The organism is Serratia sp. CY47280 (assembly GCF_052168655.1).
GTDB lineage: Bacteria > Pseudomonadota > Gammaproteobacteria > Enterobacterales > Enterobacteriaceae > Serratia > Serratia bockelmannii.
In genome coordinates this window covers 177737-194639 of the sequence record NZ_JBJNMG010000003.1, presented here as the reverse complement: position 1 = coordinate 194639, position 16903 = coordinate 177737, and the positions used below count along the sequence as shown (strand labels likewise).

14 protein-coding genes are annotated in these 16903 nt (G+C 59.0%); 12 read left to right on the top strand and 2 right to left on the bottom strand.

All coding sequences use genetic code 11. The features are described from left to right. Positions 1 to 158: 158 nt before the first annotated feature. From dnaK to nhaR, 4 genes are all read left to right on the top strand, one after another. Positions 159 to 2072, top strand: coding sequence for a molecular chaperone DnaK (dnaK, locus tag ACJ8J4_RS15200; protein ID WP_004932972.1), 1914 nt, complete (start codon positions 159 to 161; stop codon positions 2070 to 2072). A 106-nt stretch (positions 2073 to 2178) separates the two neighbouring features. After that, the gene (dnaJ, locus tag ACJ8J4_RS15195) at positions 2179 to 3303 is read left to right on the top strand and encodes a molecular chaperone DnaJ (protein WP_004932969.1); all 1125 of its coding nucleotides are present in this window, start codon (positions 2179 to 2181) and stop codon (positions 3301 to 3303) included. Between the two features lie 235 nt (positions 3304 to 3538). Then, positions 3539 to 4705 (top strand): Na+/H+ antiporter NhaA, encoded by a 1167-nt coding sequence (nhaA, locus tag ACJ8J4_RS15190; RefSeq protein ID WP_025301521.1) that lies wholly within the window; start codon positions 3539 to 3541, stop codon positions 4703 to 4705. A gap of 192 nt (positions 4706 to 4897) precedes the next feature. Beyond that, entirely contained in the window at positions 4898 to 5797 is a 900-nt protein-coding gene (gene nhaR / locus ACJ8J4_RS15185; protein ID WP_004932962.1) for a transcriptional activator NhaR, read from the top strand. Positions 5798 to 5868: 71 nt separating this feature from the next. On the opposite strand, the gene rpsT is transcribed toward nhaR, so the two are convergent. Next, positions 5869 to 6132, bottom strand: a complete 264-nt coding sequence (rpsT, locus tag ACJ8J4_RS15180) for a 30S ribosomal protein S20 (protein WP_004932960.1) — start codon at positions 6130 to 6132, stop codon at positions 5869 to 5871. Positions 6133 to 6522: 390 nt separating this feature from the next. Between rpsT and ribF the strand changes: the two genes are divergently transcribed. Genes ribF through ispH form a run of 5 tightly spaced genes read left to right on the top strand, consistent with a single transcriptional unit; the run spans position 6523 to position 12239 of the window. Beyond that, positions 6523 to 7461 (top strand): bifunctional riboflavin kinase/FAD synthetase, encoded by a 939-nt coding sequence (gene ribF / locus ACJ8J4_RS15175; protein ID WP_049207243.1) that lies wholly within the window; start codon positions 6523 to 6525, stop codon positions 7459 to 7461. Positions 7462 to 7493: 32 nt separating this feature from the next. Continuing rightward, positions 7494 to 10310 carry an isoleucine--tRNA ligase gene (gene ileS, locus ACJ8J4_RS15170; protein ID WP_025301523.1) on the top strand — a complete coding sequence of 939 codons (2817 nt, stop codon included), beginning with the start codon at positions 7494 to 7496 and terminating at the stop codon, positions 10308 to 10310. A gap of 13 nt (positions 10311 to 10323) precedes the next feature. After that, a complete protein-coding gene (gene lspA / locus ACJ8J4_RS15165) occupies positions 10324 to 10833 on the top strand; it encodes a signal peptidase II (protein WP_025301524.1) in 510 nt (169 codons plus the stop codon). Position 10834: 1 nt separating this feature from the next. Beyond that, positions 10835 to 11305, top strand: coding sequence for an FKBP-type peptidyl-prolyl cis-trans isomerase (gene fkpB, locus ACJ8J4_RS15160; RefSeq protein WP_038628869.1), 471 nt, complete (start codon positions 10835 to 10837; stop codon positions 11303 to 11305). Further along, a complete protein-coding gene (ispH, locus tag ACJ8J4_RS15155) occupies positions 11286 to 12239 on the top strand; it encodes a 4-hydroxy-3-methylbut-2-enyl diphosphate reductase (RefSeq protein ID WP_025301526.1) in 954 nt (317 codons plus the stop codon). The genes fkpB and ispH overlap by 20 nt, the downstream gene beginning before the upstream one ends. A 272-nt stretch (positions 12240 to 12511) precedes the next feature. On the opposite strand, the gene ACJ8J4_RS15150 is transcribed toward ispH, so the two are convergent. After that, positions 12512 to 13417, bottom strand: coding sequence for a LysR family transcriptional regulator (locus ACJ8J4_RS15150; protein WP_225735560.1), 906 nt, complete (start codon positions 13415 to 13417; stop codon positions 12512 to 12514). Between the two features lie 212 nt (positions 13418 to 13629). Between ACJ8J4_RS15150 and pvcA the strand changes: the two genes are divergently transcribed. From pvcA to ACJ8J4_RS15135, 3 genes are all read left to right on the top strand, one after another. Continuing rightward, complete coding sequence (gene pvcA / locus ACJ8J4_RS15145) at positions 13630 to 14595, top strand: L-tyrosine isonitrile synthase (protein ID WP_025301528.1); 966 nt, start codon at positions 13630 to 13632, stop codon at positions 14593 to 14595. Between the two features lie 95 nt (positions 14596 to 14690). Continuing rightward, positions 14691 to 15554, top strand: a complete 864-nt coding sequence (locus tag ACJ8J4_RS15140) for a TauD/TfdA dioxygenase family protein (protein WP_049207249.1) — start codon at positions 14691 to 14693, stop codon at positions 15552 to 15554. A 24-nt stretch (positions 15555 to 15578) separates the two neighbouring features. Continuing rightward, positions 15579 to 16838: a glycosyltransferase gene (locus ACJ8J4_RS15135; RefSeq protein ID WP_049294815.1), complete on the top strand. Its 1260-nt coding sequence runs from the start codon at positions 15579 to 15581 to the stop codon at positions 16836 to 16838. The last annotated feature ends 65 nt before the right edge of the window (positions 16839 to 16903 follow it).

Genomic DNA, 16903 nt, shown 5'->3' with positions numbered 1-16903 from the left:
TTGCCCCTTGATGCCGGACGGGATGGCCCCATCTTATTTGCAACCGCAGCTGCTAACCGCGGGTCGCACTGAGATATCGGGCAGTTGAAAAGCAAAAAATCGCCCGCATATAGGTTAGCAACCTGACTGATTATGAATTTTTTAGTGGAGACGTTTAGATGGGCAAAATTATTGGTATCGACCTGGGTACTACCAACTCTTGCGTAGCAATTATGGATGGTGCCAAGGCACGCGTGCTGGAAAACGCCGAGGGCGACCGCACCACTCCTTCTATTATCGCATATACCCAGGACGGTGAAACTCTGGTTGGCCAGCCGGCTAAGCGTCAGGCAGTGACCAACCCTGAAAACACCCTGTTCGCCATCAAGCGCCTGATCGGTCGCCGCTTCCAGGATGAAGAAGCGCAGCGCGACAAAGCGATCATGCCGTACAAAATCGTCGAAGCCGACAACGGCGACGCCTGGCTGGAAGTGAAAGGCCAGAAAATGGCTCCGCCGCAGATCTCTGCGGAAGTGCTGAAAAAAATGAAGAAAACGGCGGAAGATTACCTGGGCGAACCGGTAACTGAAGCGGTTATCACCGTACCGGCTTACTTCAACGACGCCCAGCGTCAGGCGACCAAAGACGCCGGCCGCATCGCGGGTCTGGAAGTCAAACGCATCATCAACGAACCGACCGCTGCGGCCCTGGCCTACGGCCTGGACAAAGAAGTCGGCAACCGCACCATCGCGGTTTATGACCTGGGCGGCGGTACTTTCGATATCTCTATCATCGAAATCGACGACGTTGACGGCGAAAAAACCTTTGAAGTGCTGGCGACCAACGGTGACACCCACCTGGGTGGCGAAGACTTCGACAGCCGTCTGATCAACTACCTGGTGGAAGAGTTCAAGAAAGATCAGGGTATCGATCTGCGCAACGATCCGCTGGCGATGCAGCGCCTGAAAGAAGCCGCTGAGAAAGCGAAGATTGAACTGTCTTCCGCTCAGCAGACCGACGTTAACCTGCCGTACATCACTGCAGACGCGACCGGTCCAAAACACATGAACATCAAAGTGACTCGCGCCAAACTCGAGTCTCTGGTTGAAGATCTGGTTGCGCGTTCTATCGAGCCGCTGAAAGTGGCGCTGAAAGACGCAGGCCTGTCGGTTTCCGACATCCAGGACGTGATCCTGGTGGGCGGCCAGACCCGTATGCCAATGGTGCAGAAGAAAGTCGCAGACTTCTTCGGCAAAGAACCGCGTAAAGACGTGAACCCGGACGAAGCGGTTGCCGTAGGCGCTGCGGTACAGGGCGGCGTGTTGGCCGGTGATGTGAAGGACGTTCTGCTGCTGGACGTGACCCCGCTGTCGCTGGGTATCGAAACCATGGGCAGCGTGATGACGCCGCTGATCACCAAAAACACCACGATCCCGACCAAGCACAGCCAGGTGTTCTCTACTGCGGAAGACAACCAGTCTGCAGTAACCATCCACGTGCTGCAGGGTGAGCGTAAGCGCGCCAGCGATAACAAATCTCTGGGCCAGTTCAACCTGGACGGCATCCAGGCGGCACCGCGCGGCATGGCGCAGATCGAAGTGACCTTCGATATCGATGCTGACGGCATCCTGCACGTGTCTGCCAAAGACAAGAACACCGGTCGTGAGCAGAAGATCACCATCAAGGCATCTTCTGGCCTGAACGAAGACGAAATCCAGAAAATGGTGCGCGATGCCGAGCTGAACGCTGAAGCTGACCGCAAGTTCGAAGAGCTGGTACAGACGCGTAACCAGGCGGATCACCTGATCCACGGTACTCGCAAGCAGCTGGAAGAAGCGGGTGACAAACTGCCGGCGGAAGATAAAACGGCGATCGAAGCGGCGCTGAAAGATCTGGAAGCGGCGGTGAAAGGCGAAGATAAAGCCGAGATCGAAGCGAAGACTCAGGCGCTGGTGCAGGTTTCCGGCAAGCTGCTGGAAATGGCTCAGGCGCAGCAGGCTCAGCAGGGTGCTGACGCCGGCGCGGACAACGCGGCGCAGAAAGACGACGACGTGGTTGACGCTGAGTTCGAAGAAGTTAAAGACAAAAAATAATCGCCCTTAAGCGGGCACGGGGCGGCCGAGATGCCGCTACCGAAAACCAGCACGGGCGTCGAGGCAACTCTGCGCCCGTGCACGCATGTTAAGGGTAAGCGAAAGAATGGCGAAGAAAGACTATTACGAGATTCTCGGCGTCAGCAAGACGGCGGATGAACGTGAGATCAAGAAGGCGTATAAACGCCTGGCGATGAAATACCATCCTGACCGCAACCAGGAACAAGACGCCGAAACCAAGTTTAAAGAAGTTAAAGAAGCTTACGAAGTCCTGACCGACGACCAGAAACGCGCGGCCTACGACCAGTATGGCCACGCGGCCTTTGAACAGGGCGGCATGGGCGGCGGCGGCTTTGGCGGCGGTGCCGACTTCAGCGATATCTTTGGCGACGTGTTTGGCGATATCTTCGGCGGAGGCCGCCGTCAGCGCGCCAGCCGCGGTTCTGATCTGCGCTATAACATGGAGCTGACCCTCGAGGAAGCGGTACGTGGCGTCACCAAAGAGATCCGCATCCCGACGCTGGAAGAGTGCGACGTCTGCCACGGCAGCGGCGCCAAGCCGGGCAGTTCACCGGTCACCTGCCCAACCTGTCACGGTCAAGGCCAGGTGCAAATGCGTCAGGGCTTCTTCACCGTGCAGCAGGCGTGTCCACACTGCCATGGCCGCGGCCAGATCATCAAAGATCCGTGCAACAAGTGCCACGGCCACGGCCGGGTTGAGAAATCCAAAACGCTGTCGGTGAAAATTCCGGCCGGCGTCGATACTGGCGACCGCATCCGCCTGGCGGGTGAAGGCGAAGCCGGCGAGCACGGCGCACCGGCGGGCGATCTGTACGTTCAGGTGCAGGTGAAGGCGCACCCGATCTTCGAGCGTGAAGGCAACAACCTGTACTGTGAAGTGCCGATCAACTTCGCCATGGCAGCGCTGGGCGGCGAGATTGAAGTGCCGACGCTGGATGGCCGGGTGAAACTGAAGGTGCCTTCGGAGACCCAAACCGGCAAGCTGTTCCGCATGCGCGGCAAGGGTGTGAAATCGGTGCGTGGCGGCAGCCAGGGCGACCTGCTGTGCCGCGTAGTGGTGGAAACACCGGTCAATCTGAACGACAAGCAGAAGCAACTGCTGCGTGAGCTGGAAGAGAGCCTGGGCGGCCCATCCGGCGACAAGAACAGCCCGCGCTCGAAGAGCTTCTTCGACGGGGTGAAAAAGTTCTTTGACGATCTGACTCGCTAACCTTCTGTTTCTGTTGGTTTATGTTAGAACCCCGGGCATTTGCCCGGGGTTTTTATTTGCGTGCTACAACGCTCGTTCCCTAAGAATAATGTGATTTACTCGTGCTTTTGATCGGTTTTTTCGAGTTATTTAGCATTTATAAACTTATTTTTTCGAACTAAAACGCCCTCTATACTCACTTCATGACTGTGGTTCGCAGGGCGCTACGTCCTGCACAGATTTGGAGAGGCGTACTGTGACCAACATCATTCGTCAATTTTTACGTCAGGAAGCCGCGGGCGGCATCATTCTGATCGCGGCGGCGATCGTCGCCCTGATCATGGCCAACAGCCCGGCGCAGGGGATCTATCAGGCATTCCTTAACCTGCCAGTGATGGTGAAAATTGCTTCGCTGGAGATCGCCAAGCCGCTGCTGCTGTGGATCAACGACGGCCTGATGGCCATCTTCTTCCTGGTGGTGGGGCTCGAGGTCAAGCGCGAGCTGATGCAAGGCTCGCTGTCCGGGCGTGACAAGGCGGTGTTTCCGGCGATCGCCGCACTGGGCGGCATGCTGGCGCCGGCGCTGATTTACCTGCTTTTCAACGGCGCGGATGAAGTCACTCGCCAGGGTTGGGCAATCCCGGCGGCGACCGATATCGCCTTCGCGCTGGGCGTAATGGCGCTGCTGGGCAACCGCGTGCCGACTAGCCTGAAAGTATTCCTGCTGGCGTTGGCGATCATCGATGACCTGGGCGTGATTATCATCATCGCGCTGTTCTACACCCACGAAGTGTCGATGGTGGCGCTGGGCGTGGCAGCGGCGGCGACGGTGCTGCTGGCGGTGATGAACTGGCGTGGCGTGGGAAAAACCTCGCTGTATATGATGGTTGGCCTGGTGTTGTGGGTGGCGATCCTCAAGTCCGGGGTGCACGCGACGTTGGCCGGGGTGATCGTCGGCTTTATGATCCCGCTGAACGTCAAGAAGGGGCCATCGCCATCGGAAACGCTGGAGCATGAGCTGCACCCGTGGGTCGCGTTTATGATCCTGCCGCTGTTCGCTTTCGCTAACGCCGGGGTCTCTTTACAGGGCGTATCGCTGGAAGGATTGACGTCGCTGCTGCCGGTCGGGATTGCGGCTGGCTTGTTTATCGGTAAGCCGCTGGGGATTTTCCTCTTCAGCCTGCTGGCGGTGAAAATGGGCATCGCCCGTTTGCCTGAAGGCATCGGCTTCAAACAGGTATTTGCCGTTTCGGTGCTTTGCGGTATTGGTTTCACCATGTCGATTTTTATCGCCTCGCTGGCGTTCGGCGAGGCGGATATGGCGCTCAGCACCTATTCCCGTCTGGGGATCCTGTTGGGCTCGACGGCTGCGGCGGTGGTAGGGTATGGATTGCTGCGTCTGGCGTTGCCGCGCGTACGTTAATCCTGAATGTGCCCGGTAAGGGCACATAATAAAATGGCTGGTCGGAGCTGTACGGTATAAAATATGTGCAGCTTCGGCCGTTCTTCGTTGGGACTAATGGGGCTATACGTTGTCTGAAGCAGGGAAAGGAAGTTTGTCGCTCGTCACGGCACACCGTTTGCCGCTGCGAAACGTTGTTAAGGAGAGCCGCTCGTGAGGATGTCGCATATCAACTTTAATCACCTTTACTATTTCTGGCAGGTCTGCAAGGCCGGTTCCGTGGTCGGCGCCGCTGAAGCGTTGTTTCTGACGCCGCAGACCATCACCGGCCAGATCAAGGCGCTGGAAGAGCGGTTGGACGGCAAGCTGTTCAAACGCCAGGGGCGCGGGTTGGTGCCTTCGGAGCTGGGGCAGTTGGTGTTCCGCTATGCTGACAAGATGTTTATGCTCAGCCAGGAAATGCTGGATATCGTCAACTATCGCAAAGAGTCGAATCTGCTGTTCGACGTCGGCGTGGCGGACGCGCTGTCGAAGCGCCTGGTCAGCCAGGTGTTGGAAACGGCGGTGGTGGTGGACAACGAACAGATCCACCTGCGTTGTTTTGAATCGACGCACGAGATGCTGCTGGAGCAGCTCAGCCAGCACAAGCTGGATATGATCCTGTCGGATTGCCCGGTGGACTCCAGCCAGCAGGAAGGGCTGTTCTCGCTGAAGCTGGGCGAGTGCGGCATCAGCTTCTTCTGTCGCCAGCCGGCGCCGGAGTTGCCGTTCCCGGCCTGCCTGGAGCAGCGTAAGTTGCTGATCCCCGGCCGCCGTTCGATGCTGGGGCGCAAACTGCTCAACTGGTTCAATACACAGGGCATCCAGGTGGAGATTCTGGGCGAGTTCGACGATGCGGCGCTGATGAAGGCTTTCGGCATGTACCACAACGCGATCTTCGTGGCGCCGACGCTGTATGCGCAGGATACCTACAACGATGATAACGTGGTGGAGATTGGACGTATAGACAGCGTGCAGGAGGAGTATTACATCATCTTCGCCGAGCGCATGATCCAGCATCCGGCGGTGCAGCGCGTCTGCAACAAAGACTTCTCGGCGCTGTTTTCCTGCTAGCGGTTCACTGAACGCAGGGCGTAAAAAAACCGGCCTGAGCCGGTTTTTTTATCAAGCAGATAACGAAATGCTTACTGCATTGCGTTGATGCGTGCAGTCAGGTTTGACTTATGACGCGCTGCTTTGTTTTTGTGGATCAGGCCTTTAGCTGCCTGACGGTCCACCAGTGGCTGCATTACCAGGAATGCATTTTGTGCTGCTTCTTTGTCGCCAGCTGCGATAGCTGCGTCTACCTTCTTGATGAAGGTACGCACCATTGAGCGACGGCTTGCGTTATGCTTGCGGCGTTTCTCAGACTGTACGGCGCGTTTCTTAGCTGATTTGATATTAGCCAAGGTCCAACTCCCAAATATATTCTATTGAGGACAATTCAAAGGCCGAGGAATATGCCCTTTTAGCCTTCGTTTGTCAATGGATTTGTGCAAATAAGCGCCGTTTGTACAGGCGGCACTCGCTACGTTGTGATGGCGCAGGATTTTACCAGCTTCGCTCTTGGGAATACAGTGTTTCGCGAGAAAATTCGCCAATGATTTGCCGCGGCGGGCGCAAGCCGTTGGCCGCGGTCGAGAATCGGCCCGGTGGCGCCGGATAAACTGCGGTGAAGCCGTTTCACGCGCAGATTATCTCCGGTATGGTATGTCTATTACATAAAGGCACCAATCGCGGGTTAACCTTACCGGCTGTACAAGGTATAATCCGCCGATTTCCACTGTTTTGAGCCAGCTATGGAGCTAATTCGCGGCATTCACAATATCCGGGCGCGCCACCATGGTTGCGTGCTCACCATCGGCAACTTTGACGGCGTACACCGCGGTCATCAGGCGCTGCTGGAGCAGTTGAAGCAACAAGGGCAACGCCTCGGGCTGCCGGTGATGGTCATGATCTTTGAGCCGCAGCCGCTGGAGATGTTCGCCGCAGACAAGGCGCCGGCCCGTTTGACGCGCCTGCGCGACAAGGCCAACTACCTGGCGCAGGCGGGCGTTGATTACCTGCTGTGCGTCAAGTTCGATCCGCGTTTTGCCGCCAACACCGCGCAGGCGTTCGTCGCCGAGCTGCTGGTGGAGAAGCTCGGCGTCAAATTCCTGATGGTGGGGGATGATTTTCGCTTTGGCGCCGGGCGTCAGGGCGATTTTCCGCTATTGCAGCAGGCCGGAAAAGAGTACGGCTTCGACGTGGTCAGCACCCCGACCTTCCGCGAAGGCGACCGGCGCATCAGCAGTACGGCGATCCGCACTGCGCTGAGCGAGGACGATCTGCCGCTGGCGGAGACCCTGTTGGGCCACCCGTACAGCATCTCCGGGCGCGTGGTGCACGGCGATGAGCTGGGCCGCACCATCGGCTTCCCGACCGCCAACCTGCCGCTCAAGCGCCTGGTGGCGCCGGTGAAAGGGGTGTATGCGGTGGAGGTGTACGGCCTGGGGCCGCAGCCGCTGCCGGGCGTGGCCAACATCGGCACGCGCCCGACCGTCGCCGGCGTGCGCCAGCAGCTGGAAGTGCATCTGCTGGATGTCACAATGGATCTTTACGGGCGCCATATTGAGGTGGTGCTCCGCGCAAAATTGCGCAATGAACAACGGTTTGCTTCGCTCGATGCCCTGAAGCAGCAAATCGCCAATGATGTGGTGACGGCCCGGAAGTTCTTCGGGCTACAGACACCGGTTTAATCTCTATAGCCGAAAACGGAACCGAGAATCTAATGAGTGACTACAAGAATACCCTGAACTTGCCGGAAACAGGGTTCCCGATGCGCGGCGATCTCGCCAAGCGCGAACCTGGCATGCTGCAACGTTGGTATGAACAGGATCTGTACGGGATTATTCGTACTGCCAAAAAGGGCAAAAAAACCTTCATTTTGCATGACGGCCCTCCGTATGCGAACGGCAGCATTCACATTGGTCACTCGGTTAACAAGATTCTCAAAGACATTATCATCAAGTCGAAAGGGATGGCCGGCTTCGACTCGCCTTATGTGCCGGGTTGGGATTGCCACGGCCTGCCGATCGAACTGAAGGTGGAGCAGCTGTACGGCAAACCGGGCGAGAAGCTGACGGCGGCCGAGTTCCGCCAGAAGTGCCGCGAGTACGCGGCCGAGCAGGTTGAAGGTCAGAAGAAGGACTTCATCCGCCTGGGCGTGCTGGGCGACTGGGATCGTCCGTACCTGACGATGGACTTCAAAACCGAAGCCAACATTATCCGCGCGCTGGGCAAGATCATCAGCAACGGCCACCTGCTGAAAGGCGCCAAGCCGGTTCACTGGTGCACCGACTGCGGCTCATCGCTGGCGGAAGCGGAAGTGGAGTACTACGACAAGACTTCGCCGTCGATCGACGTGACCTTCCATGCGGCCGACGCGGCTGCCGTGGCGGCCAAGTTTGGCGTGAGCCACTTCAACGGCGCCATCTCGCTGGTTATCTGGACCACCACCCCGTGGACCCTGCCAGCCAACCGCGCGATCTCGCTGCATCCGGACTTCACCTATCAACTGGTGCAGGTTGACGGCCAGTGCCTGATCCTGGCGGCCGAACTGGTGGAAAGCGTGATGAAACGCGCCGGCATCACCGAGTGGACGGTGCTGGGCAGCTGCAAAGGCGCCGATCTGGAGCTGCTGCGCTTCAAACACCCGTTCATGGACTTCGACGTGCCGGCGATCCTCGGCGAGCACGTGACGCTGGACGCCGGTACCGGTGCGGTGCACACCGCGCCAGGCCACGGCCCGGACGACTTCGTGATCGGCCAGAAATACGGCCTGGAAGTGGCCAACCCGGTAGGGCCGAACGGCTGCTACCTGACCGGCACCTACCCGCTACTGGACGGCAAGTTTGTTTTCAAGGCTAACGATCTGATCGTCGATCTGCTGCGTGACAAAGGCGCGTTGCTGCACGTCGAGAAGTTCCTGCACAGCTATCCGTGCTGTTGGCGCCACAAGACGCCAATCATCTTCCGCGCCACGCCGCAATGGTTCATCAGCATGGATCAGAAAGGCCTGCGTCAGCAGTCGCTGGAAGAGATCAAGGGCGTGCAGTGGATCCCGGATTGGGGCCAGGCGCGCATCGAAATGATGGTGGCCAACCGCCCTGACTGGTGCATCTCGCGTCAGCGCACCTGGGGCGTACCGATGTCGCTGTTCGTGCACAAAGAGACCGAGCAACTGCACCCACGCACCGTTGAGCTGATGGAAGAAGTGGCCAAGCGCGTCGAGCAAGACGGCATTCAGGCCTGGTGGGATCTGGACGCGGCCGACATCCTCGGCGCGGAAGCCACCGACTACGTGAAAGTGCCGGATACGCTGGACGTGTGGTTCGATTCCGGTTCTACCCACGCCTCTGTTGTCGATGTGCGCCCTGAATTCAACGGCCACGGCGCCGACATGTATCTGGAAGGCTCCGACCAACACCGCGGCTGGTTCATGTCATCGCTGATGATCTCCACCGCGATGAAGGGCAAGGCGCCTTACAAGGAAGTGTTGACTCACGGCTTCACCGTCGACGGCCAGGGCCGCAAGATGTCCAAGTCGATCGGCAACACCGTCAGCCCGCAGGACGTGATGAACAAGCTCGGCGGCGACATTCTGCGTCTGTGGGTGGCGTCGACCGATTACACCGGCGAGATCGCGGTATCCGACGAGATCCTCAAGCGTTCCGCCGACTCTTACCGCCGCATCCGCAACACCGCGCGCTTCCTGCTGGCCAACCTGAACGGGTTCGAGCCGAGCACCGACTGCGTGGCGCCTGAAGACATGGTGGTGCTGGATCGCTGGGCGGTCGGCCGCGCGCTGGCGGCGCAGCAGGATATCGAACAGGCTTACGCCAACTACGATTTCCACGAAGTGGTGCAGCGCCTGATGCAGTTCTGTTCGGTCGAGATGGGCTCCTTCTACCTGGATATCATCAAGGATCGTCAGTACACCGCCAAGAGCGACAGCGTCGCCCGCCGCAGCTGCCAGACCGCGCTGTATCACATCGTGGAAGCGCTGGTGCGCTGGATGGCGCCGATCATGTCGTTCACCGCAGACGAGATCTGGGGCTTCATGCCGGGCAAACGCGCGCAGTACGTGTTCACCGAAGAGTGGTACGACGGCCTGTTCGGGTTGGCGGAAGGCGAGCCGATGAACGACGCTTTCTGGGCTGAGCTGCTGAAAGTGCGCGGCGAAGTGAACAAGGTGCTGGAGCAGGCGCGTGCCGACAAACGCCTCGGCGGTTCGCTGGAAGCGGCGGTGACGCTGTATGCCGACAGCGAGCTGGCGGCTCGCCTGAACAGCCTGCAGGATGAGCTGCGCTTCGTGCTGCTGACCTCTGCGGCAAGCGTTGCGCCATTGGCGGATGCGCCGGCCGACGCGCAGGCCTCCGAGCTGCTGAAAGGGCTGAAGATCGCCTTCAGCACGGCGCCGGGTGAGAAGTGCCCGCGCTGCTGGCATTACACCACCGATATCGGTCTGGTGGCGGAGCACGCAGACATCTGCGGCCGCTGTGTGAGCAACGTCGCCGGTGACGGCGAGAAGCGTAACTTTGCCTGAGAACTCGCGCCTGATGAGTAAACCAATTTGTTCGACCGGCCTGCGTTGGCTGTGGGTTGTAGTGGCGGTGCTGGCGCTGGATTTCGGCAGCAAGCAGTGGATCCTCGCTAACTTTACGCTGGGCCAGTCCCAGCCGTTGATCCCGTCGTTCAACCTGTTTTACGCGCGCAACTACGGCGCTGCGTTCAGCTTCCTGGCCGATCACGGCGGTTGGCAGCGCTGGTTCTTCGCCGGCATCGCCATCGCCATCGTCGCGGTGCTGCTGGTGATGATGTACCGCAGCGCGGCGCAGCAGAAGCTGAACAACATCGCCTACGCCTTCATCATCGGCGGGGCGTTGGGCAACCTGTTTGATCGCCTGTGGCACGGTTTTGTGGTCGATTTCATCGACTTCTACGTCGGTGACTGGCACTACCCGACCTTCAATCTGGCGGACAGCTTTATCTGCGTGGGTGCGGCGATGATCGTGCTGGAAGGTTTCCTGTCGCCGGCGAACAAAGGCGCAAAGAGTAAAGGTGAGTAACATGACGGCTCAGATTATCAGTGACAGCGCGGTGCTGGTTCACTTTACGCTGAAACTGGAAGACGGTTCGACCGCCGAATCTACCCGCAGCAGCGGCAAACCGGCGCTGTTCCGTCTGGGTGACGGCAGCCTGTCGGCGCCGCTGGAAGCGCAGCTGCTCGGCCTGCGAGCGGGCGACAAGTGTGCCTTTACCCTGCAGCCGGAAGCGGCGTTCGGCGCGGAGAACCCGGATCTGGTCCAGTTCTTCTCGCGCCGCGACTTCGCGGAAACCGGCGTGCCGGACGTGGGTACCATTATGCTGTTTACCGCCATCGACGGCAGCGAAATGCCGGGCGTGGTGCGCGCGGTGGCGGAGGATTCAATCACCGTCGATTTCAACCATCCGCTGGCGGGCCATCCGGTGACCTTCGACATTGAAGTGCTGGAGATCGATCCGCAGCAGGAGGAGACGCATGCAAATATTGCTGGCTAACCCGCGTGGCTTCTGCGCCGGGGTTGATCGTGCGATCAGCATCGTGGAACGTGCGCTGGAGCTGTATGGCGCGCCGATCTACGTACGGCATGAAGTGGTGCACAACCGCTACGTGGTTGACAGCCTGCGTGAGCGGGGCGCCGTGTTTATCGAAGAGATCGCCGAAGTGCCGGACGGTTCTATCCTGATCTTCTCGGCGCACGGCGTGTCTCAGGCGGTACGCGCCGAAGCCAAGGCGCGCGATCTGACCATGTTGTTCGATGCCACTTGCCCATTGGTGACCAAGGTGCATATGGAAGTGGCGCGCGCCAGCCGCCGCGGCACCGAAGCGATTCTGATTGGCCATGCCGGTCATCCGGAGGTGGAAGGCACCATGGGCCAGTACAGCAACCCGAAGGGCGGCATGTACCTGGTCGAATCGCCGGAAGACGTGTGGAAGCTGCAGGTGAAAGACGAAAGCAATCTGTGCTTCATGACGCAGACCACGCTGTCGGTTGATGATACCTCGGACGTGATTGACGCGCTGCGTCAGCGCTTCCCGAGTATTATCGGTCCGCGTAAGGATGACATTTGCTACGCCACCACTAACCGTCAGGAAGCGGTGCGTAACCTGGCCGGCGATGCGGATGTGGTGCTGGTGGTGGGGTCAAAGAACTCTTCCAACTCTAACCGTCTGGCTGAACTGGCGCAGCGCGTGGGCAAACCGGCTTATCTGATCGATTCGGCGGCGGATATTCAGGAGAGCTGGCTGAGCGAAGCGCGCAATATCGGCGTTACCGCCGGCGCCTCGGCACCGGACGTGCTGGTGCAGGAGGTGATCTCTCGCCTGAAAGCGCTGGGCGGCCTGGACGTGCATGAAATCAGCGGGCGTGAAGAGAACATCGTGTTTGAAGTGCCTAAAGAGCTGCGGGTGGACGTTCGTCAGATTGACTGACATGCGCCGGCGGATGACAGCGGGGAGCTTAGGCTTCCCGTTTTTTTTGGAATCGTGCCGCGTTAAAAATAACATGCCATGCATATTCAAATTTTCTGCTAACTAAAGTCAAATTTATTCTGAGTATTTGAAATAACGTCGATGTAATTAATTATAAAGGCTGGCGAAAAGTCATTAATCAGAATATCATTAGGCTGCAATCTAAATGAGGCCCGGTGTTGGCAAAGTGATTACAATAATTACAATAATGGACGTTGCAGATGTTTCTTATTTTATTCCTGTCGAATATGTTCTACGGCCGTTAATCCCTTCTCCTGCAAATAGAGTTTCATATGTTCCAGCAACCGTCTGACTTTTAATGGCTGGATCTCCCTGCGCGGCATAATGGCATAGCAATTAATTTCCGGTAACCGCCAATCAGGCAATATTTCAATCAGCTCACCGCTGCGCAATTCACGTTCAACGTTGGCGAAGAAATTGCGAATGATCCCCTTGCCGGTCAGCGCCAACTCTTTCATCGCCATACCGCTGTTGGTGAACAAACGCCCCGTCATACGCATGCGGTGTTCGCCGCCGTCGCGATGGATAAGACGGACAAACTGCGGGTTGCCGAGCGGTGTAAAGGTGACCCAGTGGTGATGGCTCAGCGCCTGCGGTGAATCCGGCACGCCGTGGTGTGCCAGGTAGGCCGGTGAGGCGCATAACACTTCACGGCAGCGCGCCAGCCGCGTGGAAACGTAGCTGGAGTCGGCCAGCACGCCGCCACGTATCGCCAGATCGATGCGTTGCGTGATGAGGTCTATCTTCTCATCGTGGATTTCCAGTCGCAGCGTAAGCTGCGGGTGTTCATCGAGGAAGCTTTGCAGCGCCGGCACCAGATAGTGGGTGGCGAATTCAGTGGAGGTGGCGACACGCAGTTCGCCGACCAGCTCGCCACGCAGCGCGGCGATCCGTTGTTGGCCACGTTCGGCTGCGTGGATCATCAGCAGGCAATCTTCATAAAAACACAATCCTGCTTCGGTCAGACTCAATGAACGCGTCGATCGCAACAGTAATTGAATGCCCAGATGTTCCTCCAGCTGGCGAATATGTTGGCTGACGGCGGAGGTCGTCATGCCCAATTCTTTTGCCGCCATGCTGAATGCGCCGCAATCGACCACTTTTGAGAAAATGGCCATGCGTTTTAAAATATTGCTCATAGTTTGTTAAGCACAACTTAACCAAGATTGTGAATTATACGGGCTAATAATATAGCACCATCTCTTCTATATTGCCTGAAGCATATAAACGCCGGGCTGATTATTATTTTGCAGAGATTTTTTCTCTTTTTGATAAATCTTATTGCGCTTATCAATAATACACCCGCGCCACATCGCAACAGGAGCTCATTGTGGACAGCGCTCAGAAAGAAGAAATATCGTTAAAGATCCTACGTGAATTATTGCAATACCGCCGCCGTTTCCCCGGCGACGACACCTCGATCGCCGAAGAAGAACGGCGGGTCACTCAGGTGCAATTGCCGCGTATTCGGGCATTCATCGAAAACGAGCAACGTATCGAATTCGTGCTGCCGGCCTTCCCGACCAAGTCGCCCAACACCAACAAGGTGATCGGTGCGGTGCCGGACATGGCGGAGCGGCTGTCGCTGATCTTCCTCAACTCGCTGTGCCAGCGCATTCAGCTCTATTACCCGCCGGGGGCGCATATCGTTATCTGCTCCGACGGTCACGTGTTCGGCGATCTGATCCGCGTCAGCGACGACGCGATCAACCACTATCAGCGCGAGATTGAAAGCCTGCTGCATGAAGTGGGCGCGACATACCTGAGCGTGTTCAACCTCGGCGATGTCAAAGGCCTGGCGGAGCATACCGATGATTATGATCTGCTGCGCCGATTGTTGGTGGAGGGCTATGCCGAATCGGAAGAGGCGATCAAACAGCAACTGATGCAGGACGAACAGGGCCTCTTGCTGTACCGCGCCATCACGCGCTTCCTGTATGAAGACAGCCAACTGCCGGGCTACAGCGGTTCCAACGCCGCGCTGCAGAAAGACGCCAAACAGCGCGCTTGCGGCGTGATCCAGCGCAGCTGGGCCTGGGGCAATCTGCTGGCGCAGCACTTCCCGGCGGCGATCCGTCTGTCGATTCACCCGCAGCCGGTCGACAGTCTGAAAATGGGTATCCACATGATGCCGACCAAAGACGACTGGCTGACGCCGTGGCACGGCGTGGCAGCCAACGTGAACGGCCAGTTCGTGCTGATGAAACGTAAAGACGCGCAGAGCCTGGACGGCGAGCTGGTAGAGATCCGCGGCACGCCGAGCCATTACCTGATCGAACAACCGCAGATGGCCTGAGGCCGCTGCATGCTTTTGCGCCCGAAATCCTGACGGGCGCGTTTTTGACGGCACGTTGCCGTGTGAGCAGCACATTCGATGCAAGGAGAATACTGATGAACAACCAACCGCTTAATTGCCATATCCAACCGAATACCCCGTTCGGCGCGATCCTGACGCCGCAGCATCCGGGGCAAAAGATCGGCGAGCTACCGGTGGCGGCGCTGCGAGCGCTGGCGCAGGAGCACCACTTGCTGGTGCTGCGCGGATTCGACTCCGGTTTCAGCGATGGGGAGGTTCTGACGCGCTACGCCGAGCAGTGGGGCGAGATCATGATGTGGCCGTTCGGCGCGGTGCTGGACGTGAAGGAACATCCTGACGCCAAGGATCATATTTTCGACAGCAGCTACGTCCCGCTGCATTGGGATGGCATGTATAAGCCGACCATCCCCGAGTTCCAGCTGTTCCACTGCGTGGCGGCTCCGTCGCAGGACGAAGGCGGGTGCACTACCTTCGTCGATACCACGCGGCTGCTGGCCAATGCGGACGAAGCGTTGCTGGATCAGTGGCTGTCGGTGTCGATCACCTACCGCATCAAGCAGGTGGTGCATTACGGCGGAGAAGTCTGTTCGCCGTTGGTGGTGCAGCACCCGAACGGCAGGGGCTTGATCATGCGCTACAATGAACCGCCGACGGAGGGGAAAAAATTCCTCAACCAGCATGCGCTGGAATATCACGGCGTGCCGGAACAACAGCAGGAACAGTTCCATCACACTCTGCAGCAGCACCTGTACGATCCGCGTCACTATTATGCCCATCAGTGGCAACAGGGCGACGTGGTGGTGGCGGACAATTTCTCGCTGCTGCACGGCCGTGAGGGCTTTACCGCCCGTTCCGCGCGTCATTTGCAGCGCGTGCATATTCAGAGCAACCCGGTGTGCGCCAATCTGGCGCTGAAGCCGGCAAACGCAGAAGCGTAAAGGAGCATTATGGCAAGGATACTGATGGCGGCGGTCGCCACTCCGGGGCACGTCTACCCGATGTTGGCCATCGCTCGCCACCTGATTGCCCAAGGGCATCAGGTGCGGGTGATGACCGGCGCGCTGTTCCGCGAACGCGCCGAAGCGGCTGGGGCGAGCTTCGTGCCGTTCGACGCGCAGGTGGATTTCGACTATCGCCACCTGGAGGAGCATTTCCCCGAGCGCGCCGCGCTGCCGCCGGGCAATGCGCAGATGGCGCTGGCGCTGAAAGATTTCTTCGCCGCGCCGATCCCGCTGTTGGATCGTCAGCTGCGTGCGGCCATCGCCGCCGAAAAGACCGATCTGCTGATGGTGGAGAACTGCTTCTACGGCGTGCTGCCGCTGCTGCAGTCCGCCGAACGGCCGCCGGTCTTCGGGATCGGCGTCACGCCGCTGTCGTATTCTTCGCGCGACGCCATTTTCTATGGCCCGCGCATCCCGCCGGCGCTGCTGCCGCGGGCGCTGACCCGCGAGCAATTGGTGGATGAAGCGACGCGGGTGTTGCTTGATGAGGTGCAGCAAAGCTTTGATGCCGCGCTGGTGCAAGCGGGCGGGCGGCCGCTGAATCGCCCGTTTACCGATGCGCTGATCGGCGGCTGCGAGCGTTTCCTGCAGTTGGCCACCACGGCGCTGGAATATGAGCGCGACGACCTGCCGAGCGGTGTGCGCTTCGTCGGGCCGCTGCGCAGCGGTGGTCAACCGGCCGCGGAAGAGGCGCTGTGGGAGGAGGACGATCGTCGGCCGCTGGTGATCGTGTCTCAGGGCACGCTGGCCAATGTCGATCTGCATCAGCTGATCGTGCCGACGCTGCAGGCGCTGGCGCATCTGCCGGTGCGGGTGTTGGCCACCACCGGCGGGCGAGCGACCGAAGGGCTGATGGACGCGTTGCCGGACAACGCCCGAGTGCGGGCGTTCATCTCCTTCGAACACTGGTTACCGCAGGCGGCGCTGCTGATCACCAACGGCGGTTACGGCTCGATCAACTATGCGCTGGACAGCGGCGTGCCGCTGATTGTCGCCGGCACCGGCGAGGACAAGCTGGAGGCGGCCGCGCGCGTGGTGGCCGCCGGCTGCGGCATCAGTCTGCACACCAGCACGCCGAGCGCAGAACAGATCCTGGCGGCGGCGTCGCGTATTCTGCAGCAGCCGATCTATCGGCAACGCGCAGCGCTGGTGCGTGAGGACTATGCCCGCCACGATGCGCTCACGGCGATCGCCAACGAAGTGGCCGCCATTACCGCCTGACCTCGCAGTGTTCCTTTCCCCAGGCGCCGTTTTCGGCGCCTTTTTTCTGCATTTTCTTGCCATGG

Bases quoted from the DNA above. Each gene is read 5' to 3' on its own strand.
- ispH (WP_025301526.1), top strand. From the start codon at position 11,286: ATGCAAATATTGCTGGCTAACCCGCGTGGCTTCTGCGCCGGGGTTGAT.
- lspA (WP_025301524.1), top strand. From the start codon at position 10,324: ATGAGTAAACCAATTTGTTCGACCGGCCTGCGTTGGCTGTGGGTTGTA.
- ileS (WP_025301523.1), top strand. From the start codon at position 7,494: ATGAGTGACTACAAGAATACCCTGAACTTGCCGGAAACAGGGTTCCCG.
- ACJ8J4_RS15140 (WP_049207249.1), top strand. From the start codon at position 14,691: ATGAACAACCAACCGCTTAATTGCCATATCCAACCGAATACCCCGTTC.
- ACJ8J4_RS15150 (WP_225735560.1), bottom strand. From the start codon at position 13,417: ATGGCCATTTTCTCAAAAGTGGTCGATTGCGGCGCATTCAGCATGGCG.
- fkpB (WP_038628869.1), top strand. From the start codon at position 10,835: ATGACGGCTCAGATTATCAGTGACAGCGCGGTGCTGGTTCACTTTACG.
- ribF (WP_049207243.1), top strand. From the start codon at position 6,523: ATGGAGCTAATTCGCGGCATTCACAATATCCGGGCGCGCCACCATGGT.
- dnaJ (WP_004932969.1), top strand. From the start codon at position 2,179: ATGGCGAAGAAAGACTATTACGAGATTCTCGGCGTCAGCAAGACGGCG.
- ACJ8J4_RS15135 (WP_049294815.1), top strand. From the start codon at position 15,579: ATGGCGGCGGTCGCCACTCCGGGGCACGTCTACCCGATGTTGGCCATC.
- dnaK (WP_004932972.1), top strand. From the start codon at position 159: ATGGGCAAAATTATTGGTATCGACCTGGGTACTACCAACTCTTGCGTA.